Genomic DNA, 23,119 nt, shown 5'->3' with positions numbered 1-23,119 from the left:
GCCGGTCGGTCCGGGGCCCTCCCCACCTTCAGGAGGGTCTTCCGCCGCTTCGTACTTGGGAGTCACCACCGTGACCGATGTGACCGACGGCGTCCTGCACACCCTGTTCCACTCGGATCAGGGGGGACACGAGCAAGTCGTGCTCTGCCAGGACCGTGCCAGCGGCCTCAAGGCCGTCATCGCCATCCACTCCACCGCCCTGGGCCCGGCCCTCGGCGGCACCCGCTTCTATCCGTACGCCTCCGAGGAGGCGGCCGTCGCGGATGCGCTGAACCTGGCGCGCGGCATGTCGTACAAGAACGCCATGGCCGGTCTCGACCACGGCGGCGGCAAGGCCGTCATCATCGGCGACCCCGAGAAGATCAAGACCGAGGAACTGCTGCTGGCCTACGGCCGGGCCGTGGCCTCGCTCGGCGGGCGCTACGTGACCGCCTGCGACGTCGGCACATTCGTCTCCGACATGGACGTCGTCGCCCGCGAGTGCCGGTGGACCACCGGCCGCTCCCCGGAGAACGGCGGCGCCGGCGACTCCTCCGTCCTCACCGCGTTCGGTGTCTTCCAGGGCATGCGGGCCTCGGCCCAGCACCTCTGGGGCGACCCGACGCTGCGTGGCCGAAAAGTGGCGGTCGCGGGCGTCGGCAAGGTCGGCCATCACCTCGTCGAACATCTGCTGTCGGACGGCGCCGAGGTCGTGGTCACGGACGTCCGGGAGGAATCGGTACGCCGGATCACCGATCTCCACCCCGAGGTGGCCGTCGCCGCGGACACCGCCGCGCTGATCCGTACCGAAGGCCTCGACATCTACGCCCCGTGCGCGCTCGGCGGTGCGCTGAACGACGAGACCGTCCCAGTGCTCACGGCCAAGGTGGTGTGCGGCGCGGCCAACAACCAGCTGGCACACCCGGGCGTCGAGAAGGACCTCGCGGACCGTTCGATCCTGTACGCCCCCGACTACGTGGTGAACGCGGGCGGCGTCATCCAGGTCGCCGACGAGCTGCACGGCTTCGACTTCGACCGGTGCAAGGCGAAGGCGTCGAAGATCTTCGACACCACGCTGGCAATATTCGCACGTGCGAAGGAAGACGGCATTCCGCCGGCCGCTGCGGCCGACCGGATCGCCGAGCAGCGGATGGCCGAGGCGCGGCGCGCCTGACCGCTCGCCACCGACGGTCGCGGAGCCCTCACCGGGCGTCGCGGCCGTTTCTCGGACCGCTGACCCCCGACCGGCGAGACAAGACTCACGCCGGTCGGCGGGTCGCACGCCAAGAAGAGGTTAAAATCGCAGTTGACCAGCGAGGACGGGGCTTCTCGTTGGTCCTGTTCCGGGGCGTGTGATGCGGGCGGCGTACCGTATGGCCACGGAAGCAGGTACCGTTAAAGCCCTACGGGCACGGTCTCTCTGCCGAGAGTCCGTCCTGAAACATGAACGCGTGTCAAGACTCTGGGGCCGTCGAGCCCCGTCACCGAGGGGGTCGAGCCATGGGGCGCGGCCGGGCAAAGGCCAAGCAGACAAAGGTCGCCCGCCAGCTGAAGTACAGCAGCGGCGGGACTGACCTGTCGCGTCTGGCCAATGAGCTGGGCGCATCGCCTTCGAGTCAGCCACCGAACGCAGAGCCGTTCGAGGACGACGACAAGGAAGATGACCCGTACGCACAGTACGCGGATCTGTACAACGATGACGACGATGAGGACGAGGACGACCAGTCCGGTCCGTCGTCACAGCGCCGCGGCGCTTGACCTCGCGCTGACACATGAACCCGGTCCGGGCCTGCCCGGACCGGGTTCTGTGTTGCGCTTTTCGGGGCCGATCGGCAGCTTGAACCTGCCCGGCGGCCAAGAGCAGGACGGTCTCCGGACGGTACCGGTGCGCCCTGCCCCCGCCGCGTGTCCCAGTGCCCCTCCCGGCAGGCTCTGCCTCGTCGCACAGCCCGGCACGCCTGCTCGCCGCGTCGGCCAAAAGCCCTGGTGGTTCCTTCCCCAAGCTCTCAGCTTCGTTCGAGCAGGGGAGACCCCACGCCAGGACGTCCGGCTGCCCTGCGATCGCACGCACCGGACGCCACTCCTCATGGGGCGTACGCGCCCTAGCGCGCGTACGCCCCAACCAGCTCGGCACCCGAGCCGTGCGTACCGCGGTCCGTGATCTCGCCGGCCACCCAGGAGTCGACCCCGCGGTCGGCCAGCGTCGTCAGAGCGGCATCCACGGACTCCGCCGGGACGATCGCGATCATGCCGACGCCCATGTTGAGCGTCTTCTCCAGCTCCAGCTGCTCGACCTGACCGGCCTTGCCGACCAGGTCGAAGACCGCGCCGGGCGTCCACGTGGAGCGGTCGACGGTGGCGTGCAGGTCGTCCGGGATGACCCGGGCCAGGTTGTTGGCGAGACCGCCGCCGGTGACGTGGCTGAAGCCGTGCACCTCGGTCGTACGGGTCAGCGCCAGGCAGTCCAGCGAGTAGATCCTGGTGGGCTCCAGGAGCTCCTCGCCGAGTGTGCGGCCGAACTCCTCGACGTCGCGGTCCAGCGCCCAGCCGGCCCGGTCGAAGAAGACGTGGCGGACGAGCGAGTACCCGTTGGAGTGAAGTCCGGACGACTCCATCGCGATGACCGCGTCACCCTTACGGATACGGTCCGGGCCGAGCAGCAGGTCGGCCTCGACCACGCCCGTACCGGCGCCCGCGACATCGAAGTCGTCGGGGCCGAGGAGGCCCGGGTGTTCGGCGGTCTCGCCGCCGATCAGGGCGCAGCCGGCCAGCACGCAGCCTTCGGCGATGCCCTTCACGATGGACGCGACACGCTCGGGGTGCACTTTGCCGACGCAGATGTAGTCGGTCATGAAGAGCGGCTCGGCGCCGCAGACGACCAGGTCGTCGACGACCATGCCGACGAGGTCGTGGCCGATGGTGTCGTACACGCCCATCTTGCGGGCGAGGTCGACCTTCGTGCCGACGCCGTCGGTGGCGGAGGCGAGCAGCGGACGCTCGTAGCGCTTGAGGGCCGAGGCGTCGAAGAGGCCGGCGAATCCGCCCAGGCCGCCAAGGCCCGCGACCTCTGCGCGCTGCGTCTTCTTCACCCACTCCTTCATCAGCTCGACGGCACGGTCGCCGGCCTCGATGTCGACGCCCGCTGCCGCGTAGGAAGCACCTGTTGTCTCAGACATTGCCTGGGATCTTTCGTGTGGAAATACGGGGCTGGTGGCAGGGCTGGTGTGCGTGGCCGGTCACGGACGACGCAGTGCGTCGGCCGCGGCGGTCGCCGCAGGGCCTGCCGCCAGCTCGGTCTCCAGCAGCTGCTTGCCGAGCAGTTCCGGGTCCGGGAGCTCCATCGGGTACTCACCGTCGAAGCAGGCGCGGCACAGGTTCGGCTTGGCGATCGTGGTCGCCTCGACCATCGCGTCGAGCGAGATGTACGCGAGCGAGTCGGCCCCCATGGACGTGGAGATCTCGTCGACCGTCATGCCGTTGGCGATCAGCTCCGCACGGGTCGCGAAGTCGATGCCGAAGAAGCAGGGCCACTTCACCGGCGGGGACGAGATCCGGATGTGGATCTCGGCGGCACCGGCCTCGCGAAGCATCCGGACCAGTGCGCGCTGGGTGTTGCCGCGGACGATCGAGTCGTCGACGACCACCAGGCGCTTGCCCTTGATGACTTCCTTGAGCGGGTTCAGCTTGAGGCGGATGCCCAGCTGGCGAATGGTCTGGGAGGGCTGGATGAAGGTCCGGCCGACGTACGCGTTCTTGACCAGACCGGCGCCGAACGGGATGCCGCTTGCTTCCGCGTAGCCGATGGCGGCGGGGGTGCCGGACTCCGGAGTCGCTATGACCAGATCGGCCTCGACGGGGGCCTCGGCGGCCAGCTTGCGCCCCATCTCCACACGGGAGAGATAGACGTTGCGCCCGGCGATGTCGGTGTCGGGGCGGGCCAGATAGACGTACTCGAAGACACAGCCCTTGGGCTTCGCTTCCGCGAAGCGCGAGGTGCGCAGGCCGTTCTCGTCGATGGCGACGAGCTCGCCCGGCTCGATCTCGCGGACGAAGCTGGCACCACAGATGTCGAGGGCGGCGGACTCGGAGGCCACCACCCAGCCACGCTCCAGCCGGCCGAGGACCAGCGGGCGGATGCCCTGCGGGTCACGGGCCGCGTAGAGGGTGTGCTCATCCATGAAGACGAGCGAGAAGGCGCCCTTCACCTCGGGAAGCACCGCGGCGGCAGCCTCCTCGATGGTGAGCGGCTTGCCGTCGTCGTCGGTCTGGCCGGCGAGCAGAGCGGTCACCAGATCGGTGTCGTTCGTCGCGGCGACCTGGGTGGCGCGGCCGTCCTTGCGGGGAAGGTCGGCGACCATCTCGGCGAGCTGGGCCGTATTGACCAGATTGCCGTTGTGACCCAGGGCGAGCGAGCCGTGCGCGGTCGCACGGAACGTCGGCTGCGCGTTCTCCCACACCGAGGCACCGGTGGTGGAGTAGCGGGCATGACCGACCGCGATATGGCCCTGGAGAGATCCCAGAGACGTTTCGTCGAAGACCTGCGAGACCAGTCCCATGTCCTTGAAGACCAGGATCTGGGACCCGTTGCTCACTGCGATGCCCGCGGACTCCTGTCCACGGTGCTGCAGGGCATACAGTCCGAAATAGGTGAGCTTGGCGACCTCTTCGCCCGGAGCCCAGACACCGAAGACGCCGCAAGCGTCCTGGGGGCCCTTTTCTCCGGGGAGCAGGTCGTGGTTGAGTCGTCCATCACCACGAGGCACACCACCGAGTGTAGGCGAGGTCGACCACTGGTCCGAATTGGGGACACCCCGTCGGAGCACCGGGGAAGAGGCCCGAAGCGCCGTTCCGGGGGCCACGTGCGCGGTCACGGGCAGTGACGGAATTCGGCTGTCGGCGGGGGGCGGAGGCGGGGCAGGATCCGCTACAGGGCGGCTGACGCCCGGCCTACCGGCCGTTTACCGGCTGGTTCAAGCCAGGGGGTGCCCCCGGGGGTGCCGGGCCCGGTGGTGGCGCTCGGTGAGTCCGCCGACGGGACGCCGGGGGCGCCGGCCGAACGCTCGTTTCGTGGCGAGCCTCACACCGGGTGCGGGCCGCCGAGGCCCGCTATGCGGCTTCTCCGCACCGGCGGCGTCACCGTCGGGTCCGCTCCGCTGTGCGCGGGCCGCCGGTGCGCCGCGCGCGAGTTCCCCGGTGCGCCTCGCCCCGGCGTCCGGTGTGCGAGACCGGCACTGACAGGCGCATGCCCCCTTAGGGCCTGTTCTGAGTTCCCCGCCTGCGCCCCGACGCCCGGCACGCACGCTCGCCGCACCGACCACCGCACCGACCACCGCACCGACCACCGCTGCGCCCGCGCTTCGCGCGGACGACGGGGAACTCAGAACAGGCCCTAGGAGCCTCCTGACCCACGCAGCCCCTCGGTGACCGCTCGGTCACGGGAGCGGGTGCCGTGGCGCGGCGACCGGAAGTACCACCGGGGCAAGAACGGCGCCGACCAGCTCTTCCAGCTCGCCCCGGACCCGCGGGAACAGGCGAACCGGGCGGGAGCCGAGCCGGAGCTGCCGGCCGAACCGCGGGCGTGCCGGGAGAAGACGTACGCCGAGGGCCAGGACGCCGTCGCTGACAGGCATGCGGTGTCTGAGCATGGCCATGTGACGGTACGAAGGGCCGATCCGGTGCCTCTCAGCGGAGCAGCGGCAGCAGGTCACCGAGATCGGCCCGCTCGCCGCCGGCACTGACCGCTGCCGCATCGAGCGCCGCCCGCCACTGCGTACGCCCGGTCGCGAGCCGGATCCAGGTCAGCGGATCGGTCTCGACGACGTTGGGCGGCGTACCGCGCGTGTGCTTCGGGCCCGGGACGCACTGGACGACGGCGAACGGCGGAACGCGTACCTCCACCGAGCCGCCGGGCGCCTTCTCCGCGAGGGCGTCGGCGAGCAGCCGGGTGCAGGCGGCGAGTGCCTGCCGGTCGTACGGGATGTCGAGCCCGGTCGCCGCGCTCAGGTCGTCCGTGTGCACGACGAGTTCGACGGTGCGGGTGACGAGGAAGTCACCCAGCCGCATCACACCGACCCGGGTCGGCAGCAGCCGGTCCTCACCCACGCCCGGCACCACCGCGTCGAACCGGTCGGCGACCTCCGCGTACAACGCGTCGAGGTCGGGACGGTCCACGGCGAGCGCCCTGGTGGCGTCGGCGATCCGGCCGGCCCGCCCCGCGGTCGAGAACGGCCACTCCAGCAGGGAGACCTCGGGCTTGTCCCCGGGCGGCTCGGGCAGCTCCAGGTTCCGGCAGACGTTCGAGACCGCCATGGTCAGATGGGCGGCCAGCTCCCGCACCGTCCACTCCCCGAGCCGGGTCGGCAGGGCGAGCTGATCGGGCGTCAGCGTGCTGACCGCTGACCGGACATGGGCGAACTGCGCCTGTACGGCGGTGCGGGTCCGGGCGAGGTCGTAGCGGCGGGCGCGCTTCTGGGACGGCGGCATGGGAGCGAGCCTACGGGGTGTCCCCACGACGAAGCCCCCGCCCGGCGGACCGGGCGGGGGCTCAGGCGTCACGCAATCGAACAGCGCGTCCGGCTCAGATCCTGTCGGGTGACCTTAGTCCGCCGGATCAGAGGTCACCCGGCAGGTTCTCAGGCGAGCAGACCGGGGATCGTCGCCTCGTGGGCCGTGCGGAGTTCGCTCAGCGGGATGCTGAACTCCCCCTGGACCTCGATCTCCTCGCCGTCCACGACACCGATCCGGGTGACGGGCAGACCCCGCGCCCCGCACATGTCGTTGAAGCGGAGCTCCTCGCTGCGCGGAATCGAGACGACCGCGCGGCCCGCAGACTCGGAGAAGAGGAACGTGAACGCGTCCAGACCGTCCGGCACCACCAGCCGGGCACCCTTCCCGCCGCGGAGGCAGGACTCGGTGACCGCCTGGATCAGGCCGCCGTCGGAGAGGTCGTGCGCCGCGTCGACCATGCCGTCGCGGGACGCCGAGATCAGGATCTCGCCGAGCAGCTTCTCGCGGCCCAGATCGACCTTGGGAGGCAGCCCGCCGAGGTGGTTGTGGACGACCTCGGACCAGGCCGAGCCGCCGAACTCCTCGCGCGTGTCGCCGAGCAGGTAGAGGAGCTGGCCCTCGTCCTTGAAGGCGACCGGGGTACGCCGCGTCACGTCGTCGATCACGCCGAGCACGGCCACGACCGGCGTCGGGTGGATCGCCGTCTCACCGGTCTGGTTGTACAGCGACACATTGCCGCCGGTGACCGGGGTGCCGAGCTCCAGACAGCCGTCCGCGAGACCGCGGGTGGCCTCGGCGAACTGCCACATGACGTCCGGGTCCTCGGGCGAACCGAAGTTCAGGCAGTCCGAGATGGCGAGCGGCTTGGCGCCGGAGGTGGCGACATTGCGGTACGCCTCCGCCAGCGCGAGCTGCGCCCCCGTGTACGGGTCGAGCTTCGCGTACCGGCCGTTGCCGTCGGTCGCCATGGCCACGCCCAGGTTCGACTCCTCGTCGATCCGGACCATGCCGGCGTCCTCGGGCATGGCGAGCACGGTGTTGCCCTGCACGAACCGGTCGTACTGGTCCGTGATCCACGCCTTCGAGGCCTGGTTCGGGGAGGCGACCAGCTTCAGCACCTGCTCGCGCAGCTCGGCGGCGTTCGCCGGGCGGGGCAGCTTGTTCGCGTCGTCGGCCTGCAGCGCGTCCTGCCAGGACGGGCGGGCGAACGGGCGGTGGTACGTCGGACCCTCGTGGGCGACGGACCGCGGCGGCACGTCGACGATCTGCTCGCCGTGCCAGAAGATCTCCAGCTGCGAGCCCTCGGTCACCTCACCGATGACGGTGGCGATGACGTCCCACTTCTCGCAGATCTCCAGGAAGCGGTCCACGTGCTGCGGCTCGACGATCGCGCACATGCGCTCCTGCGACTCGCTCATGAGGATTTCCTCGGGCGAGAGGGAGGAGTCGCGCAGCGGAACGGTGTCCAGCTCGACGCGCATACCGCCGGAACCGGCGGAGGCCAGCTCCGAGGTGGCGCAGGAAAGACCCGCGCCGCCGAGGTCCTGGATGCCCGCGACGAGCTTCTCGCCGAAGATCTCCAGGGTGCACTCGATGAGGAGCTTCTCCTGGAACGGGTCACCGACCTGGACGGCCGGGCGCTTCGCCGGACCGGTCGACTCGAAGGTCTCCGAGGCCAGGACCGAGACGCCGCCGATGCCGTCGCCGCCGGTGCGGGCGCCGTACAGGATCACCTTGTTGCCGGGGCCGGAGGCCTTGGCCAGGTGGATGTCCTCGTGCTTCATCACGCCGATGCAGCCGGCGTTGACGAGCGGGTTGCCCTGGTAGCAGGCGTCGAAGACGACCTCGCCGCCGATGTTGGGCAGCCCCAGGCAGTTGCCGTACCCGCCGATACCCGCGACGACACCCGGGAGGACCCGCTTGGTGTCGGGGTGGTCGGCCGCTCCGAACCGCAGCGGGTCGACGACCGCGACCGGACGGGCACCCATGGCGAGGATGTCGCGGACGATGCCGCCGACGCCGGTGGCCGCGCCCTGATAGGGCTCGATGTACGAGGGGTGGTTGTGCGACTCGACCTTGAAGGTGACCGCGTAACCCTGACCGACGTCGACCACACCGGCGTTCTCGCCGATGCCGACGAGCATCGCGTCGTTGGCGGGGACCTTCTCGCCGAACTGCTTGAGGTGGACCTTGCTGCTCTTGTACGAGCAGTGCTCGGACCACATCACGGAGTACATGGCGAGCTCGGCGCCGGTGGGACGGCGGCCCAGGATCTCGCGGATCCTGGCGTACTCGTCCTCCTTGAGGCCGAGCTCCTTCCAGGGCTGCTCGACGTCCGGGGTCTCGGCCGCGTGCTTGACCGTATCCAGGCTCATGCGTTGACCAGCTTCTTGATGATCGAGGTGAAGAAACCGAGACCGTCGGTGCGACCGGTTCCGATCAGCGGCTCGACGGCGTGCTCCGGGTGCGGCATCAGACCGACAACATTGCCCGCGGCGTTGGTGATGCCGGCGATGTCGCGGAGCGAGCCGTTGGGGTTCACGTCCAGGTAGCGGAAGGCGACACGGCCCTCCGCCTCCAGCTCGTCGAGGACACGCTCATCGGCGACGTAACGCCCGTCCATGTTCTTGAGCGGTACGGAGATCTCCTGGCCCGCGGAGTAGTCCGAGGTCCAGGCGGTCTCCGCGTTCTCGACGCGGAGCTTCTGGTCGCGGCAGATGAAGTGCAGGTGGTTGTTCTGCAGCATCGCGCCGGGCAGCAGGTGTGCCTCGGTCAGGATCTGGAAGCCGTTGCAGATGCCGAGGACCGGCATCCCCGCCCTGGCCTGCTCGATGACGGTCTCCATGACCGGCGAGAACCGGGAGATGGCCCCGGCCCGCAGATAGTCGCCGTAGGAGAAGCCGCCCGCCAGGATGACCGCGTCGACCTGGTGCAGGTCCTTGTCGCGGTGCCACAGCGATACGGGTTCGGCGCCCGCGACCCGTACGGCCCTCAGGCTGTCCTGGTCGTCGAGCGTGCCCGGAAAGGTGACGACTCCGATACGAGCAGTCACTTCGACTCCTCGGCCTTCTCCACCTTCACGGTGAAGTCCTCGATGACGGTGTTGGCGAGGAACGTCTCGGCCATCTCGTGAATGCGACCGAGGGCGGCATCATCGACCGGCCCCTCGACCTCCAGCTCGAAACGCTTTCCCTGACGTACGTCCGCGATTCCCTCGAAGCCGAGACGGGGCAGTGCACGCTGCACCGCCTGTCCCTGCGGGTCGAGGATCTCCGGCTTGAGCATGACGTCGACTACGACGCGTGCCACTGGCACTCCCGGTGGTGGTGTGGTGCGGCTGTTTCTCCGGGGGGCTCCCCAGACCCCCGCAGGTCCCCTCAGCCTACCTGCCCAGAAATTCTACGCGGGTAGATATCAAACGGGCTCGATCACATGGAGATATCGGCTGTGACAACAGGCGGGAAAAGTTCCGCAAAGAGAAATCCTCACGGCACTTACATAGAAGGCGGACACGCGGAGGCAATTGGCCGGGCTTCACAATGCGGTGCCTGTCGCTGTACAAATGATTACCGGGGAAAGCAGGATTACCCCTAAACAGTCGACACCGGTCGACCCGCATCCGCCTAGCAGCCGGAAGGCCGGTCATCAGCGCATGCCAGACGCGCCGATGCCGTAGGAAAGGACCGATATCCGTGGCTCAGCGCGTAGTGGTCACCCTCTCCGACGACATCGACGGGGGAGCAGCGGCGGAAACGGTCACCTTCGCCCTGGACGGGAAGTCGTACGAGATCGACCTGAATCCGTCGAATGCAAAGAAACTGCGCAAGGTCCTCGCGCCGTACATGGCGGCCGGCCGCAAGCAGACAAATGTCGGCAAGCGCGGCAAGACTCCCGCCTCGTACCGGCACACCTCACTGGAACCCGACCCGGCGGCCGTGCGCGCCTGGGCCCGCTCGCACCGAATGGAGGTGCCGGCCCGCGGCCGGATCCCCAAGAAGGTCTACGAGGCGTTCCGCGAGGCCAGTTGAACGACACCCGGCACAGCCCCCGCGGCGACACCCCGCGGCACCGACTTGCGCGACACCCCATCAGTTCGGCTAGAGTCTGGAGCACGCCGAGGGGCAAGGCCGAAAAGCCGGGCCTCACGCAGCGTGCGGGTGTAGTTCAGTAGCAGAACATCCCCCTTCCAGGGGGAAGGCGCAGTGTGCAATTCCTGTCACCCGCTCTGCATCGCTCTTAACAACCACTCCGGTGGATCGGGTAGAGTGGTGTTCGCACCGCCCAGTGAAAGCTGAGCGGCAGCAATGCGGACGTGGCTCAGTTGGTAGAGCATCACCTTGCCAAGGTGAGGGTCGCGAGTTCGAATCTCGTCGTCCGCTCTTGATCGAAGGCCCTGGTCGATACCGACCAGGGCCTTCGTCGTATTCCGGCACTCGTCTCCCTCGATCCCGCGTGACGTTTGTCATGGGCAGTGGTGACAGCTCGCACTGCTCGCCGCCGTGATCCGGCGGAAGTCTGAGGACATGACCAGCGATGAATGCGTGATCGAGGCGGACGGGGTGCGGCGCCGCTATGCAGGCGGCTTCGAGGCTGTGAGCGGGATCTCCTTCTCCGTGGCGCGCGGCGAGATCTTCGCGCTGCTCGGGACGAACGGCGCAGGCAAGACGTCCACCGTCGAATTGCTGGAGGGACTGGCCCGGCCCGACGGCGGGGTCGTACGGGTGCTCGGCCACGACCCGTACCGCGAGCGCGCCGCCGTCCGCCCCCGGATCGGGGTGATGCTCCAGGAGGGCGGCTTCCCGTCCGATCTCACGGTCTCCGAGACCCTGCGGATGTGGGCGGGATGCACCAGCGCACCGCGGCCCACGGGTGAGGCGCTGGGGCTCGTCGGTCTCACCGGCCGCGCGCGCGTCCGGGTCAAGCAGCTCTCCGGCGGCGAGAAGCGACGCCTCGACCTGGCGCTGGCGCTGCTCGGCAGGCCGGACGTGCTGTTCCTGGACGAGCCGACCACCGGACTCGATGCCGAGGGGCGGCGGGACACCTGGGAGCTGGTGCGCACGCTGCGGGACGGCGGCACGACGGTCCTTCTCACCACGCACTACCTGGAAGAGGCGGAATCACTCGCCGGCCGGCTGGCGATCATGCACCGGGGCCGGATCGTGGTCGCGGGGACCCCCGCCGAGGTGACCGCGTCCCGTCCGGCCCGGATCCGGTTCGAGCTGCCCGTGGGGGTCGGTGCGGGGCGGCTGCCGCTGGGGCTGCGGGCCGCGGCCGACGGGCGGCGGATCGAGATCCGCACCCGCCGGCTGCAGGACTCGCTGGGCGAACTGCTCGGCTGGGCACGGGAGTCCGACGTGGAACTCCTGCGGCTCGACGCCCGTTCGGCCTCGCTCGAAGAGGCGTTCCTCGATATTGCGCGGACGGCGCAGGAAGCGGCGGTGACAGCATGACCGGCACGACGGTCCAGGGACGGCTGAGCGCTCTCGGCCGGGCCGAGCTGACGCTGCTGCTGCGGAACAGGTCGGCGGTCTTCGTCGCGCTGCTCGTCCCGGTCGCGATGGTCGTGGTGATGAAGTCGTCGCTCGAATCGGTCGACCTCGCCGGGACCGGGGTGACCGTGGCCGGAGCGGCGCTGAGCGGCGGCGTCGGCATGGTGCTGATCCAGGTCGTCTACATGAACCTGGTCGCCGCCTATGTCGCGCGGCGCGAGGATCTGGTGCTGAAGCGGCTGCGTACCGGGGAGGTGCCCGACCGGGAGATCCTCACCGGGACCGCGATGCCGTCGGTGGCGCTGGCGCTCGCACAAACCGTACTGATGATCTCGGTCGGCGCGGCCGTGTTCGGGCTCGGCGGGCCGCGGCGGCCCGAGCTGCTCGCAGCCGGGCTGCTGGTGGGTGCGGTGATGCTGACCGCGCTGGCGGCAGCGACGTCCGCGGTGACCCGCACCGTACAGACCGCCCAGCTCACCACCCTGCCGCTGTTCCTCGTCTCGATGGTGGGCTCCGGGCTCTTCGTGCCCCTGGACGTGCTGCCGGACGGGATTGCAGAGGTGTGCGAACTGCTGCCGATGACCGGTGTGATGACCCTCGTACGGACGGGCTGGCTGGGCGGGGCCGAGGGATCCGACCTGCTCATGGCCGCTCTGACGGGGCTGGCCTGGACCGCGTTCGCCGTGTTTGCTGTGCACCGTCGGTTCCGCTGGGAGCCACGACGCTGAGGGGGGACATACCGTGGTGCTCGTACGGGGCTGGCGCCGCAGCTGGCAGAAGCGCAGCAAGCTGGAGCGGATCGATCTGTACTCGCGGCTGACCGTCTCGGTGATCCCCTGGCTCTTCACCCTGTCGTGGCAGCTGGCCCCCTTCAAGTCGGACATCCGCCATGCGCCGCTGCCGATCGCGCTGGGCGTGGCACTGCTGCTCGTGAGTCTTGTGCAGTGCCTGCTGAGCAACCGCAACGTGGAGCTGTCCTACGCGCACTACCTCGGCGCCGCTGTCTTCCCCCGGCGGCGGCAGCTGACGCCCCTGGTGCTGCTGCTGGTGAGCCTGGGGCTGTTGGCGACGCTGGCCGGGGTGGACGGGGTGGACGACGACGGACTGCTCCTCATGACCATGAACGCTCCGGTGGCGTTCGCGATAACGCAGGCCCTGCTGACCCCGGTCCGCACCTTCCTGATCCAGTCGTTCGTCGTCACCGCGCTGAGCGTCGGCGTTCTCGCCGCGGTCGGAGTGCGGGGCGGGACACTGGCCGGGGTGGGGCCGACGACACTCTTCGGCAGCCTGCTCACACTGATCTCCGTACGGCCCAGCGCCTGGAGCCTGGGCGTGATGTGGCAGGCCGAGGAGGCCCGGGATCTTCAGGCCCGGCTCGCGGTCGCCGAGGAACGGCTGCGGTTCGGGCGGGACTTGCACGACGTACTGGGCCGCAATCTCGCCGTGATCGCGCTGAAGAGCGAACTGGCCGTGGAGCTGGCGGAGCGCGGCAAGCCGGAGGCGGTGGACCAGATGGTCGAGGTGCAGCGGATAGCCCGCACCTCCCAGCAGGAGGTGCGGGATGTCGTACGGGGATACCGGGAGGCCGATCTGAGTGCGGAACTGGCCGGTGCCCGGGGGGTGTTGAGTGCGGCCGGGATCGGGTGCGAGGCGACGGGGGACACCGGCGACCAGCTGCCCACGCCCGTGCAGTCGGCGCTCGGCTGGGTCGTACGGGAGGCGGCGACCAATGTGCTGCGGCACGGCGACCCGCGCCACTGCACGATCCGGCTCAGATCCTCGGCGGACGAGGTCGTGCTGCTGGTGGAGAACGACGGGGCGGCGGTGGCTGCCCCGGGACCGGACGGGAGTTCCGTGGCGGGCGACGGCTCCGGATCGGGCGGCTCCGGGCTGGCCGGGCTGCGGGAGCGGCTTCGCGGGGTCGACGGTTCGCTGGACGCGGGCCCGGCGCGGAACGGCTTGTTCCGGCTCACGGCGACGATCCCGCTCGGGCCGGCGGCATCCTCGGCCCGCCACCAGGAGAAGCCACCTGCCGCCCGGGAGGCACCCGTCCTTCAGGAGGAACGACCATGACGACCGTACGGGTGCTGCTCGCCGACGACGAGCATCTGATCCGGGGCGCGCTGGCCGCGCTGCTCGCGCTGGAGGACGACCTCGTCGTGGTCGCGGAGGCGGCGACCGGTCCGGAGGCGCTCGCCATGGCGCGCGTCCATCGCCCCGATGTCGCGGTCCTCGATCTGGAGATGCCCGGTGCGGACGGTGTGAGTGTGGCCACATCGCTACGGGCTGAACTGCCCGGCTGCCGGACCATGATCGTGACGAGTCATGGCCGGCCCGGACATCTGAAACGGGCGCTCACGGCGGGCGTGCGGGCGTTCGTCCCGAAGACGGTCAGCGCCCGGCAGCTGGCCGGCATCATTCGTACCATCCACGCCGGAAACCGTTATGTGGACCCGGAGTTGGCGGCCGACGCGATCTCCGCAGGGGACTCGCCGCTGACGGTGCGCGAGGCCGAGGTGCTGGAACTGGCGGCGGACGGGGCACCGGTCGCGGAGATCGCGGAGCGGGCGTCGCTGTCGCAGGGAACCGTACGGAATTACCTCTCCGCGGCCGCTTCGAAGCTCGGCGCGGAGAACCGTCATACGGCGGTGCGTCTCGCGCGGGAGCGCGGATGGGTATAGTAGGCATCGCGCTTCGGCGCATGCGAACGTAGCTCAGCTGGTAGAGCGCAACCTTGCCAAGGTTGAGGTCGCGAGTTCGAACCTCGTCGTTCGCTCCACGCAAGAAGGCCCCGGTCCTGTGACCGGGGCCTTCTTCATGTCCTACTGCCAGGTGTGGCCGGTGAGGAGTTCGTACGCCTCCAGGTACTTCGCCCGGGTCGCGTCGACGATCTCCTGCGGCAGCGCCGGGGGCGGCTGCTCGCTCTTCCGGTCCCAGCCGGAGGCCGGTGAGGTCAGCCAGTCGCGCACGAACTGCTTGTCGTACGAGGGCTGCGCCTTGCCCGGCTCCCAGGCGGCGGCCGGCCAGAAGCGGGACGAGTCCGGGGTCAGCACCTCGTCCGCGATGATCAGGTCCTCACCGTCGAAGCCGAACTCGAACTTGGTGTCGGCGAGGATGATGCCGCGCTCGCGGGCGATGTCGCGGGCCCGGCCGTAGACGTCGAGGGTGGCGCGGCGCAGCAGGGCCGCGGTCTCCGCACCGACCTCGCGGGCCACTTCCTCGTACGACACGTTCTCGTCATGGTCACCGACGGCCGCCTTGGTGGCGGGGGTGAAGATCGGTGCCGGAAGTTCGGATCCGTCGACGAGCCCCTCGGGGAGGGCGAGTCCGCAGACCGTACGGGACTCGTTGTACTCGACGAGGCCCGAGCCGGTGAGATAGCCGCGGGCGACGCACTCGACAGGGACCATCCGCAGCGACTTGCAGATCAGCGTCCGCCCGGCCCAGTCGGCGGGGGCTCCGGCGGGGAGCTCCGTGGACAGGACGTGGTTCGGGACGAGGTCGGACAGTTGGTCGAACCACCACAGCGAGAGCTGGGTGAGGACGCGGCCCTTGTCGGGGATCTCGGTGGGCAGGACCCAGTCGTACGCGGACATCCGGTCGCTGGCGACCATGACGAGGTCGCCCGCCTCGTTCCGGTACAGCTCGCGCACCTTGCCGGTGTGGAGGTGGGTGAGTCCGGGGACCACCACCGGCTCGGGCTTTTCTACAAATCCGGACACGCTGCCTCCGCGTAGGTTGATCCAGGAGTCGTTCCGATTCTCCCGTATCCGGTGGGATGGGGCAGAGCGGGGGGTTGAGGACCAGCAGCAGGTGACTCCGGACGGCCCTTCTCAGCCGCGTTTGCAGATGCGGTCGAGGAGATTGGCAGTGGCACGCTGGATACGGGTGTCCACGTGGCCGGGGCGGTCCAGGGCCGGCGACCAGGCGAAGGTGCCGGAGGCGAAGACGAGGGCGCCGGACGGGGCGCGGTAGAGGGACGTCTCCTGGTGGCGCGTCGCGCCTTCGCTGTCCTGGTACGGGGAGTGGGCGAGCAGAATGCGGCTGTCATGCTCCGGGAGGGCGGTGCGCGGGAAGTAGCGATCGGCCTCGCCGGCGACCAGTCCGTCGATCTCGTCGCCCTCGTCCGCCCCGGTCGCGGCCCAGAGCCAGTGCTCCGCGTTCCGAACGACCAGGGGGTGGGGGTCGGGAACCCGGCCCGCGTACTGGATGCCGAGGACCTGCTGCTCGGCCCGGTCGACCTCGCGCCAGAGTGCGGGCCTGCCCGGGCCGCGGCGTTTGCGGCAGGTGAGCAGCCGGTCCGGGACACCGGACGGCGACGGGGAGAGGCTGACCTGCCAGTACATGGTGTTGGCGGAGAGGAAGACGAGCGAGGTGCCGCCGTCGCGCGCCGCTTCCACGGTGCGGCGCATCGGGACCGACCAGTACTCGTCGTGGCCCGGGAAGATCAGGCCCCGGTACCGGCCGACCTCGATCCGGCCGGCATGCAGATCGCGGGTGTCGGCGTACCCGATGTCGTAGCCGTACCGCTCGGCCCAGCGGATGAAGTCGTAGGCATGACCGACGTGGAGGGGCAGCCCGGCGCCCGCGTACGGGCGGTCGAAGGAGACGGTGACCGCCGCGTCCTCCTCGCCGAGCAGCCGGCCCTCTTCGTCCCACGCGTGGTAGAGGCTGGCGCCGGTGCGGCCGTCCTCGGGGTAGAGGTTGTACGCCTGCCAGGTGATGTCCGGCAGGACGAGCAACAGATCGGCCGGGTGGTCGTCACGGACGGTGAACGGGATGTGGGAGCGGTAGCCGTCGACCGTGGTGAGCACGGCGACGTAGGCGCCGATCGACCAGTAGGTGGGGATCTGCAGCCGCCAGGACTGCCACCAGTGGTGGCAGGAGACGGTGCGGTCGGCGGTGAGCGGGGCGGGCTGGACGATGCCGGAGAGCCGCGGGCTCGTGGTGATCTTGGCGGCGCCGTCGCCCCCGTAATGACCGATCCGATAGATGTCCACGGTGAACTGCTGCGGCGGGTCCACGGTGATGTGGAAGTCGATCGCCTCACCGGGGGCCGCGGCGCCGGTCGAGGCGAAACCCTTGATCTGGCGGTGTACGTCGTCGGCGGTACGGGTGCCTCCGCCGGTGGAGCCGCGGGCCAGGGTGGGATCGGCGTACCAGGGGACGACCTGGCCGGTGTCGTCGAAGTAGTTCTCGCTGCCGCGGAGCCAGGGCAGGGGGCCCTGGCCGAACGGATCGGAGACGGCATGCGCGAGGGCACCCGATTCCCATCGGCGAATCTGCTCCGCCCCCATGGCGCTTCCCTCCCTCGAGTCCCCCGGACAACAGTGGTGCGTTGACCGTCGGCGTCGATCCCCAGCACATCACATAACGCATGCACCTCGTCACCGTTCGTCGTGAATTGACGTGAACGGAACGCTTTTCTCCGGATCGTGGGGCCGACGAGCCCCTGACCCACGGGAGCGCACCCGTGGGTCACGGCCTCCCCCGCGATCGGGAGCCCACTCCCTGTCGCGGGGGAGGCCGTCAGACGAGGCGGACAGGTTTGTCGGTGCGGACGCCCACCGAGGCGAGCCACGAACGCAGCGGTCCGGCGTCGCCGTCCTCGACCAGGCTGAGGACCGGGCTGCCCAGATCGGCCCGGCGCTCGCCGTCGACCAGCAGCGCGGGTCCGTCGAGCCAGTCCAGGCCGGGCGCCGCACCCGCCGTGTCCACGGCGGCGCAGCAGACCATCGCCGCGACATGGTCGACGAGCAGCTCCGCACCCGTACGGGGCGGCTGGAGCGGGAAGAGCGGCAGCGGGTGGGGTCCCCAGAAGTCCAGGACATCGCCGCCGGAGGCAGGGCAGGCGTCGGAGACACCGGCTGCCGGGGGACCCGGCGGGGCCGCTGCCTCCTCGCGGGCCACCGCGGCACTGATCCCGGCGGCGAGCTCCTCGCTGCGGCCGCTCCGGCCGGCCAGATGCTCGACGACCCGGGCCAGTGTGGGCACGGCGACATCCACGGGTTCGGCGCCGTGCGATCCGTGCGTCGCGTCGGCCCCGTCCTCCTCCGCGGCCGTCGGCGCATGCCGGACGCCCAGCGCGTCCAGGACGCGGTGCAGACGGGCCGCTTCGGTGCGCCACTTCCGGTCGACGACTTCTTCCGGGTACTGCTGCCAGTCGACCGGGGCCCAGTCGGGACCGGTCTCCGCCGGGCCGCCGTGGAAGAGCCGGGCGGCCAGCAGCGAAGCGGCTTCGTCGGCCGCTCCGGGCTCCTCCAGGAGGTCGCAGGCAGGGCGCTCACCGAGCCGGGAGGCGAAGCTCTCGGCGAGCCGGTCGCGCCGGGAGAGCTCAGTGAGGGCGGAGACGACGCCGGCGTCGAGCCGGGACGGCCAGCGGCCCAGCCGCCAGGCGGGCAGCGCGACCCGGGTGAGCAGCCGGTCCCAGCCGGCGTAGGCGAGTCCGACCTGCTCCTGGGCGACGATCCGCAGCCCGTAGTCCACAGCCTGTGCACGCTCGGACGCGGAGGCGGCGACAGCCCGCTCCATCGCTGCTGCATGACCACGACAGGTGCGGAGCAGCAGCCGTGCGATCCAGCCGACGAAGCGGCGCGGCACTCTGCGCAGCGTCGCGAGCGGTCCGGGCACGGGGGTGTCCGCGTCGGCGACCGCGCCGTCCAGTCCCCGTACGAAACGGCGGGCGGCGGCTATGTCGGGATGGGCGGAGGGGCCCGTGCCCGCGACGACCGGGGCGAGCACCGCCCGTAGCTCGGCGACCCGCATCCACCACAGGAACGGCGAACCGATGACGAGCACGGGCGTCGTCTGCACGCCATGACGGCGGCCCCCGGAGACGGCGGGCCGGCCCGCGGAGCCCCCGGCGGGCTGCGCGGCGGGGTGGCTGCGGTCCTCCAGCCAGCTGTCGCAGTCGGGCGTGAGGGCTATGGCCGACGGCGCGGGGACGCCGAGCCGGTCGGCGAGATCCCGGACCAGCCGGTAGAGATCGGGGGCGGCCTGCTCGCTGAGCGGGACCGTAGGACTGACCGCAGGTCTCGCCCGCACGATCGCGACCGAGACCGCGACGGCGCCCAGCAGCACGAGCACGGCGCAGGCCGTCACCGCCCAGCGCACGGCGTAGAAGGCGCCACCGCCGATACGGCCCTGCGCACCCGCGACGAGCAGCACGACGGCGACCGCCGCCGGCAGCAGGGCCGCGGCCATTGCCCTGCTGCGAATGCGCAGCAGGGCGAGAGCTCGGGTGCGCGCAGCCTGCGCGCCCAGCTCCTCACCAGCACCGGTACCGGACACGGCCGGACGTCACCCCCTTTGCCCCCGCGGCGGTATTGCTCACTCCCCCACTGTGGCACCCGTCACAGACATCGCAATGCCGGTGGGCCAAGTGCCGGAACGCTTGCGCCGCACCCTAGTTGGGGCCTCGGCGGACGTCATCCGGATAGCCCAGCCGTCACTCGATGGAATGGCTTTGGGTAAAGGTGCTGACGTGCCGGTACGCATAGGGCAGGGGCATGACGTCGCCCCCTCGGGCCCGAGGCGCGAGGGGGCGAAATGGAGGTACCGGACCGGCCGATCAGGCTTCGGCGGCCTTTCGGGCGATGTCCGTACGGAACTGCGAGCCGTCGAGTCGGATTCGGGCGGCCGCCGTGTAGGCACGCTCCCGGGCGGTGGCGAGGTCCTCGCCCGTCGCGGTCACGGACAGCACCCGGCCGCCCGCGCTGACGATCGTGTCGCCGTCCCGCCTGGTCCCGGCGTGCAGGACGTACGCGTGCGGAGCGTCCTGCGCCGCAACGTCGTCGAGGCCGCCGATCGGGTCACCCGTCCTCGGCGTGTCCGGGTAGTTGTGCGAGGCGATGACCACGGTGACCGCGGCGTCGTCGCGCCACCTGAGCGGGGGCAGCTCATCCAGGGTGCCATTGGCGGAGGCCAGCAGAACACCGGCCAGCGGGGTCTTCAGCCGGGCCAGGACCACCTGGGTCTCCGGGTCGCCGAAGCGGGCGTTGAACTCGATGACCCGGACGCCGCGCGAGGTGATCGCGAGTCCCGCGTACAGCACCCCGGAGAAGGGGGTGCCACGGCGGCGGAGCTCGTCGATGGTCGGCTGCAGGACCGACTCCATGACCTCGTCGACCAGCTTGGGGTCGGCCCACGGCAGCGGAGAGTAGGCGCCCATACCGCCGGTGTTCGGGCCCTCGTCGTTGTCGAGGGCCCGCTTGAAGTCCTGGGCGGGCTGGAGCGGCAGCACGGTGGTGCCGTCCGTGATCGCGAAGAGGCTCACCTCGGGGCCGTCGAGGAACTCCTCGATGACCACGCGGTCGCAGGCCAGCGCGTGGGCGCGGGCCGCCTCGACATCGTCCGTGACGACGACGCCCTTGCCCGCGGCGAGTCCGTCGTCCTTGACGACGTACGGGGTGCCGAAGGCGTCGAGGGCCGCGTCGATCTCGGCGGGGGTGGTGCAGACATAGCTGCGGGCGGTGGGGACACCGGCCTCGGCCATCACGTCCTTGGCGAACGCTTTGGAGCCCTCCAGCTGGGCCGCCTCACCGGACGGGCCGAAACAGGGGATGCCTGCGGCGCGGACGGCGTCGGCGACCCCGGCGACAAGCGGTGCCTCCGGGCCGACGACCACCAGCTCGGCGCCCAGTTCGGTGGCGAGGCGCGCGACGGCGGCGCCGTCGAGTGCGTCGACCGGGTGCAGTTCGGCCACCTCTGCGATGCCGGCGTTGCCGGGAGCGCAGTACAGATCGGTGACGTCGGAGTCGAGGGAGAGAGAGCGGCACAGGGCGTGTTCGCGGGCGCCGCCGCCGATGACGAGGACCTTCACGGGGTGCAGCCTAGCCGCCGGGGCACGGCCGTCTTGACGGGCGCCGCTCCGTGGCCACCCCGTGGAGCGGCTTCCGGACCGCTACTCGTTGGTGAACTCCTCGACGACCGTGGCGCCCAGCTCCCGGACGATCAGGTCGTGGCCGGAGAGGGCGGAGTCGACCAGGTCCGGGTCGTCCGCCTCGGGGGTGTCGTCCTCCGGCGCGACCGAATGCGGCGGCTCGGGGGCATGGTGCGGCTGGGGTGCGGGCGCCGCGGCGGGTGCGGGACCGGTGCCCGCCGTGCCCGGCTGCTGGTGCGGGGCCGACGCGGGCGCCGGCCGGGACTCGTACTGCTGCGGGGCGGGCGCGGCCGGACGCTGCGGTGCGGCTGCGGCGGGGGGCCTGCCGCCGGTCTGTTGAGGCTGCCCCGCGCCGCCCGACGGGTCGACGATCGCCTCGACCTTCCACTGCATGTTGAACTGCTCGGCGAGTGCCTGCTTCAGCACGTCCTCGCTGCCGCTGCTCGCGAAGTTGTCGCGGGCGCCCGCGTTGAGGAAGCCGATCTGCAGGGTGGTGCCGTCGAACCCGGTGACCTGCGCGTTCTGGCTGAGCAGGATCCAGGTGAACCGGCGCCGGTTCTTCACGGCCTCCAGGATGTCGGGCCACATGTTCCGTACCTGTGCGGCGCCCTGAGCCATCCCCGGACTCGGCTCGGCCGCACCGGGAGCGGGTGCGGCGGCCGGCACTGGGGCGGGGGCCGCAGGCGTGACGGGGGCGGGTGCCTGACCGGGGGCGGAGGCGGTCGGCCAGCCGCCGGGACGGCGCCCCGGCTCCGGCGCGGCCGCGGCGGGCCAGGCCCCGGGACGCTGGCTGCCGGAGGGAGCCTCGGCGGGCGGCTGCGGTGCGGGGTCGGCGGGCGCCGCGTACTGCGCAGGCGCGACCGGTGCCGCGGGCGCGGCGGGTACGGGCGCGGCCTCGGGTGCGTCCCCCCGTACCGCGGCCCGCGCCGCAGCGACGCCGCCGCCCGGCGGAACCATGGCCACGGGCGCATGCGCCTGGGCCTCCCGGCCCGGTACGTACCCCATGGCGGGCCCTGCTCCGGCGGTCGCGAACGAAGCACCGCGCTCCAGCCGGTCCAGCCGGGCCTGGAGCGAACGCTCGTCGTCGAAGGCGGCGGGCAGCAGCACCCGGGCGCAGATCAGCTCGACCTGCAGACGCGGCGAGGTGGCCCCGCGCATCTCCGTAAGCCCTTCGTTGACGAGGTCGGCGGCGCGGCTCAGCTCTGCGGCGCCGAAGACGGACGCCTGGGCCTGCATCCGCTCGACCACGTCGGCGGGTGCGTCGATCAGCCCCTTCTCCCCGGCGTCCGGCACGGCGGCCAGGATCACCAGGTCGCGCAGCCGCTCCAGGAGGTCGGCGACGAAGCGCCGCGGGTCGTTGCCGCCCTCGATCACCCGGTCCACGACCTCGAAGGCCGCGGCCCCGTCGCCCGCGGCGAACGCGTCCACGATGGAGTCGAGCAGCGAGCCGTCCGTATAACCGAGCAGCGAGGTCGCCATGGCATAGGTCACACCGTCGTCGCCCGCGCCGGCCAGCAGCTGGTCCATGACGGACATCGAGTCACGCACGGAACCGGCGCCGGCCCGCACGACCAGCGGCAGGACGCCGTCCTCGACGAAGCTGTTCTCCTTGCCGCAGACCTCGGCCAGATATTCGCGCAGCGTCCCCGGCGGTACGAGGCGGAACGGGTAGTGGTGCGTACGCGACCGGATCGTGCCGATGACCTTCTCGGGCTCGGTGGTCGCGAAGATGAACTTGAGATGCTCCGGCGGCTCCTCGACCACCTTCAGCAGGGCGTTGAACCCCGCCGATGTGACCATGTGCGCCTCGTCGATGATGTAGATCTTGTAACGACTCGACGCGGGCCCGAAGAACGCCTTCTCCCGCAGATCACGGGCGTCGTCCACGCCACCGTGCGACGCGGCGTCGATCTCGATGACATCGATCGATCCCGGCCCGTTGCGCGCGAGGTCCCGGCAGGACTGGCACTCCCCGCACGGCGTCGGCGTGGGGCCCTGCTCACAGTTCAGACAGCGGGCGAGGATCCGCGCGCTGGTCGTCTTCCCGCAACCGCGCGGACCGCTGAACAGGTACGCGTGATTGACCCGGTTGTTCCGCAGCGCCTGCTGCAGCGGGTCAGTGACATGCTCCTGCCCAATGACCTCGGCGAACGACTCGGGGCGGTAGCGGCGGTACAGCGCAAGGGACGACACACATACGAGGTTATCGGGGCGGACTGACAACCGGCCCCGGACCGGGGACACCACCGGGGAAGGAGCGGCC

The 23,119-nt window shown here is 70.7% G+C and carries 19 protein-coding genes and 3 tRNA genes; 10 read left to right on the top strand and 12 right to left on the bottom strand.

Annotated features, from left to right (window positions below):
* Positions 1 to 70: 70 nt before the first annotated feature.
* On the top strand, positions 71 to 1,153 hold the full coding sequence (locus AB0915_RS12315; RefSeq protein WP_366691018.1) for a Glu/Leu/Phe/Val dehydrogenase dimerization domain-containing protein: 1,083 nt from the start codon (positions 71 to 73) through the stop codon (positions 1,151 to 1,153).
* A 326-nt stretch (positions 1,154 to 1,479) separates the two neighbouring features.
* Positions 1,480 to 1,737, top strand: coding sequence for a DUF3073 domain-containing protein (locus AB0915_RS12310; protein ID WP_358858233.1), 258 nt, complete (start codon positions 1,480 to 1,482; stop codon positions 1,735 to 1,737).
* A 344-nt stretch (positions 1,738 to 2,081) separates the two neighbouring features.
* Here AB0915_RS12310 and purM read toward each other — a convergent pair whose 3' ends face one another.
* The 7 genes from purM to purS form a co-directional block, all read right to left on the bottom strand.
* Positions 2,082 to 3,155, bottom strand: coding sequence for a phosphoribosylformylglycinamidine cyclo-ligase (gene purM, locus AB0915_RS12305; protein WP_366691017.1), 1,074 nt, complete (start codon positions 3,153 to 3,155; stop codon positions 2,082 to 2,084).
* Positions 3,156 to 3,215: 60 nt separating this feature from the next.
* Positions 3,216 to 4,742, bottom strand: a complete 1,527-nt coding sequence (purF, locus tag AB0915_RS12300; RefSeq protein ID WP_366691016.1) for an amidophosphoribosyltransferase — start codon at positions 4,740 to 4,742, stop codon at positions 3,216 to 3,218.
* A gap of 669 nt (positions 4,743 to 5,411) precedes the next feature.
* Positions 5,412 to 5,609 carry a hypothetical protein gene (locus AB0915_RS12295; RefSeq protein WP_366691033.1) on the bottom strand — a complete coding sequence of 66 codons (198 nt, stop codon included), beginning with the start codon at positions 5,607 to 5,609 and terminating at the stop codon, positions 5,412 to 5,414.
* Positions 5,610 to 5,661: 52 nt separating this feature from the next.
* Positions 5,662 to 6,462 carry a sterol carrier family protein gene (locus tag AB0915_RS12290; protein ID WP_366691015.1) on the bottom strand — a complete coding sequence of 267 codons (801 nt, stop codon included), beginning with the start codon at positions 6,460 to 6,462 and terminating at the stop codon, positions 5,662 to 5,664.
* Between the two features lie 149 nt (positions 6,463 to 6,611).
* The gene (purL, locus tag AB0915_RS12285) at positions 6,612 to 8,861 is read right to left on the bottom strand and encodes a phosphoribosylformylglycinamidine synthase subunit PurL (RefSeq protein WP_366691014.1); all 2,250 of its coding nucleotides are present in this window, start codon (positions 8,859 to 8,861) and stop codon (positions 6,612 to 6,614) included.
* Entirely contained in the window at positions 8,858 to 9,538 is a 681-nt protein-coding gene (gene purQ / locus AB0915_RS12280) for a phosphoribosylformylglycinamidine synthase subunit PurQ (RefSeq protein WP_366691013.1), read from the bottom strand. The genes purL and purQ overlap by 4 nt, the downstream gene beginning before the upstream one ends.
* Positions 9,535 to 9,795 (bottom strand): phosphoribosylformylglycinamidine synthase subunit PurS, encoded by a 261-nt coding sequence (purS, locus tag AB0915_RS12275; RefSeq protein WP_037695153.1) that lies wholly within the window; start codon positions 9,793 to 9,795, stop codon positions 9,535 to 9,537. The genes purQ and purS overlap by 4 nt, the downstream gene beginning before the upstream one ends.
* Before the next feature lie 383 nt (positions 9,796 to 10,178).
* Here purS and AB0915_RS12270 point away from each other — a divergent pair, with 383 nt between their 5' ends.
* The 8 genes from AB0915_RS12270 (at position 10,179) to AB0915_RS12235 (ending at position 14,754) form a co-directional block, all read left to right on the top strand.
* The gene (locus tag AB0915_RS12270; protein ID WP_366691012.1) at positions 10,179 to 10,514 is read left to right on the top strand and encodes an Lsr2 family protein; all 336 of its coding nucleotides are present in this window, start codon (positions 10,179 to 10,181) and stop codon (positions 10,512 to 10,514) included.
* A gap of 125 nt (positions 10,515 to 10,639) precedes the next feature.
* Positions 10,640 to 10,711 (top strand) — tRNA-Gly (locus AB0915_RS12265).
* Positions 10,712 to 10,792: 81 nt separating this feature from the next.
* A tRNA-Gly gene (locus tag AB0915_RS12260) sits at positions 10,793 to 10,865 on the top strand.
* 144 nt (positions 10,866 to 11,009) lie between these two features.
* Positions 11,010 to 11,936: an ABC transporter ATP-binding protein gene (locus AB0915_RS12255; protein ID WP_366691011.1), complete on the top strand. Its 927-nt coding sequence runs from the start codon at positions 11,010 to 11,012 to the stop codon at positions 11,934 to 11,936.
* On the top strand, positions 11,933 to 12,703 hold the full coding sequence (locus tag AB0915_RS12250) for an ABC transporter permease (RefSeq protein ID WP_366691010.1): 771 nt from the start codon (positions 11,933 to 11,935) through the stop codon (positions 12,701 to 12,703). The genes AB0915_RS12255 and AB0915_RS12250 overlap by 4 nt, the downstream gene beginning before the upstream one ends.
* Positions 12,704 to 12,719: 16 nt before the next feature.
* The gene (locus tag AB0915_RS12245) at positions 12,720 to 14,048 is read left to right on the top strand and encodes a histidine kinase (protein WP_366691032.1); all 1,329 of its coding nucleotides are present in this window, start codon (positions 12,720 to 12,722) and stop codon (positions 14,046 to 14,048) included.
* Positions 14,045 to 14,656, top strand: coding sequence for a response regulator transcription factor (locus AB0915_RS12240; protein WP_366691009.1), 612 nt, complete (start codon positions 14,045 to 14,047; stop codon positions 14,654 to 14,656). Before AB0915_RS12245 ends, AB0915_RS12240 begins: the two co-directional genes overlap by 4 nt.
* Positions 14,657 to 14,678: 22 nt before the next feature.
* Positions 14,679 to 14,754 (top strand) — tRNA-Gly (locus tag AB0915_RS12235).
* A gap of 43 nt (positions 14,755 to 14,797) precedes the next feature.
* Here AB0915_RS12235 and AB0915_RS12230 read toward each other — a convergent pair.
* The 5 genes from AB0915_RS12230 to AB0915_RS12210 all read right to left on the bottom strand — a co-directional run bounded on the left by AB0915_RS12230 (position 14,798) and on the right by AB0915_RS12210 (position 23,049).
* Positions 14,798 to 15,697 (bottom strand): phosphoribosylaminoimidazolesuccinocarboxamide synthase, encoded by a 900-nt coding sequence (locus AB0915_RS12230; protein ID WP_366691008.1) that lies wholly within the window; start codon positions 15,695 to 15,697, stop codon positions 14,798 to 14,800.
* Between the two features lie 111 nt (positions 15,698 to 15,808).
* The gene (locus AB0915_RS12225; protein WP_366691007.1) at positions 15,809 to 17,272 is read right to left on the bottom strand and encodes a N,N-dimethylformamidase beta subunit family domain-containing protein; all 1,464 of its coding nucleotides are present in this window, start codon (positions 17,270 to 17,272) and stop codon (positions 15,809 to 15,811) included.
* 232 nt (positions 17,273 to 17,504) lie between these two features.
* Positions 17,505 to 19,265, bottom strand: coding sequence for a hypothetical protein (locus AB0915_RS12220; protein ID WP_366691006.1), 1,761 nt, complete (start codon positions 19,263 to 19,265; stop codon positions 17,505 to 17,507).
* Positions 19,266 to 19,545: 280 nt separating this feature from the next.
* On the bottom strand, positions 19,546 to 20,796 hold the full coding sequence (purD, locus tag AB0915_RS12215; protein WP_366691005.1) for a phosphoribosylamine--glycine ligase: 1,251 nt from the start codon (positions 20,794 to 20,796) through the stop codon (positions 19,546 to 19,548).
* Between the two features lie 81 nt (positions 20,797 to 20,877).
* Positions 20,878 to 23,049, bottom strand: coding sequence for a DNA polymerase III subunit gamma and tau (locus tag AB0915_RS12210; protein ID WP_366691004.1), 2,172 nt, complete (start codon positions 23,047 to 23,049; stop codon positions 20,878 to 20,880).
* Positions 23,050 to 23,119 lie beyond the last annotated feature (70 nt).

Source organism: Streptomyces sp. NPDC048411, from assembly GCF_040704695.1.
Taxonomy (GTDB): domain Bacteria; phylum Actinomycetota; class Actinomycetes; order Streptomycetales; family Streptomycetaceae; genus Streptomyces.
This window is presented reverse-complemented; position numbering and strand designations above follow the sequence as displayed.

Coding starts and splice junctions, on each gene's coding strand:
- AB0915_RS12310 (WP_358858233.1), top strand. CDS start 1,480: ATGGGGCGCGGCCGGGCAAAGGCCAAGCAGACAAAGGTCGCCCGCCAG.
- purM (WP_366691017.1), bottom strand. CDS start 3,155: ATGTCTGAGACAACAGGTGCTTCCTACGCGGCAGCGGGCGTCGACATC.
- AB0915_RS12295 (WP_366691033.1), bottom strand. CDS start 5,609: ATGCCTGTCAGCGACGGCGTCCTGGCCCTCGGCGTACGTCTTCTCCCG.
- AB0915_RS12290 (WP_366691015.1), bottom strand. CDS start 6,462: ATGCCGCCGTCCCAGAAGCGCGCCCGCCGCTACGACCTCGCCCGGACC.
- purL (WP_366691014.1), bottom strand. CDS start 8,861: ATGAGCCTGGATACGGTCAAGCACGCGGCCGAGACCCCGGACGTCGAG.
- AB0915_RS12255 (WP_366691011.1), top strand. CDS start 11,010: ATGACCAGCGATGAATGCGTGATCGAGGCGGACGGGGTGCGGCGCCGC.
- AB0915_RS12250 (WP_366691010.1), top strand. CDS start 11,933: ATGACCGGCACGACGGTCCAGGGACGGCTGAGCGCTCTCGGCCGGGCC.
- AB0915_RS12240 (WP_366691009.1), top strand. CDS start 14,045: ATGACGACCGTACGGGTGCTGCTCGCCGACGACGAGCATCTGATCCGG.
- AB0915_RS12225 (WP_366691007.1), bottom strand. CDS start 17,272: ATGGGGGCGGAGCAGATTCGCCGATGGGAATCGGGTGCCCTCGCGCAT.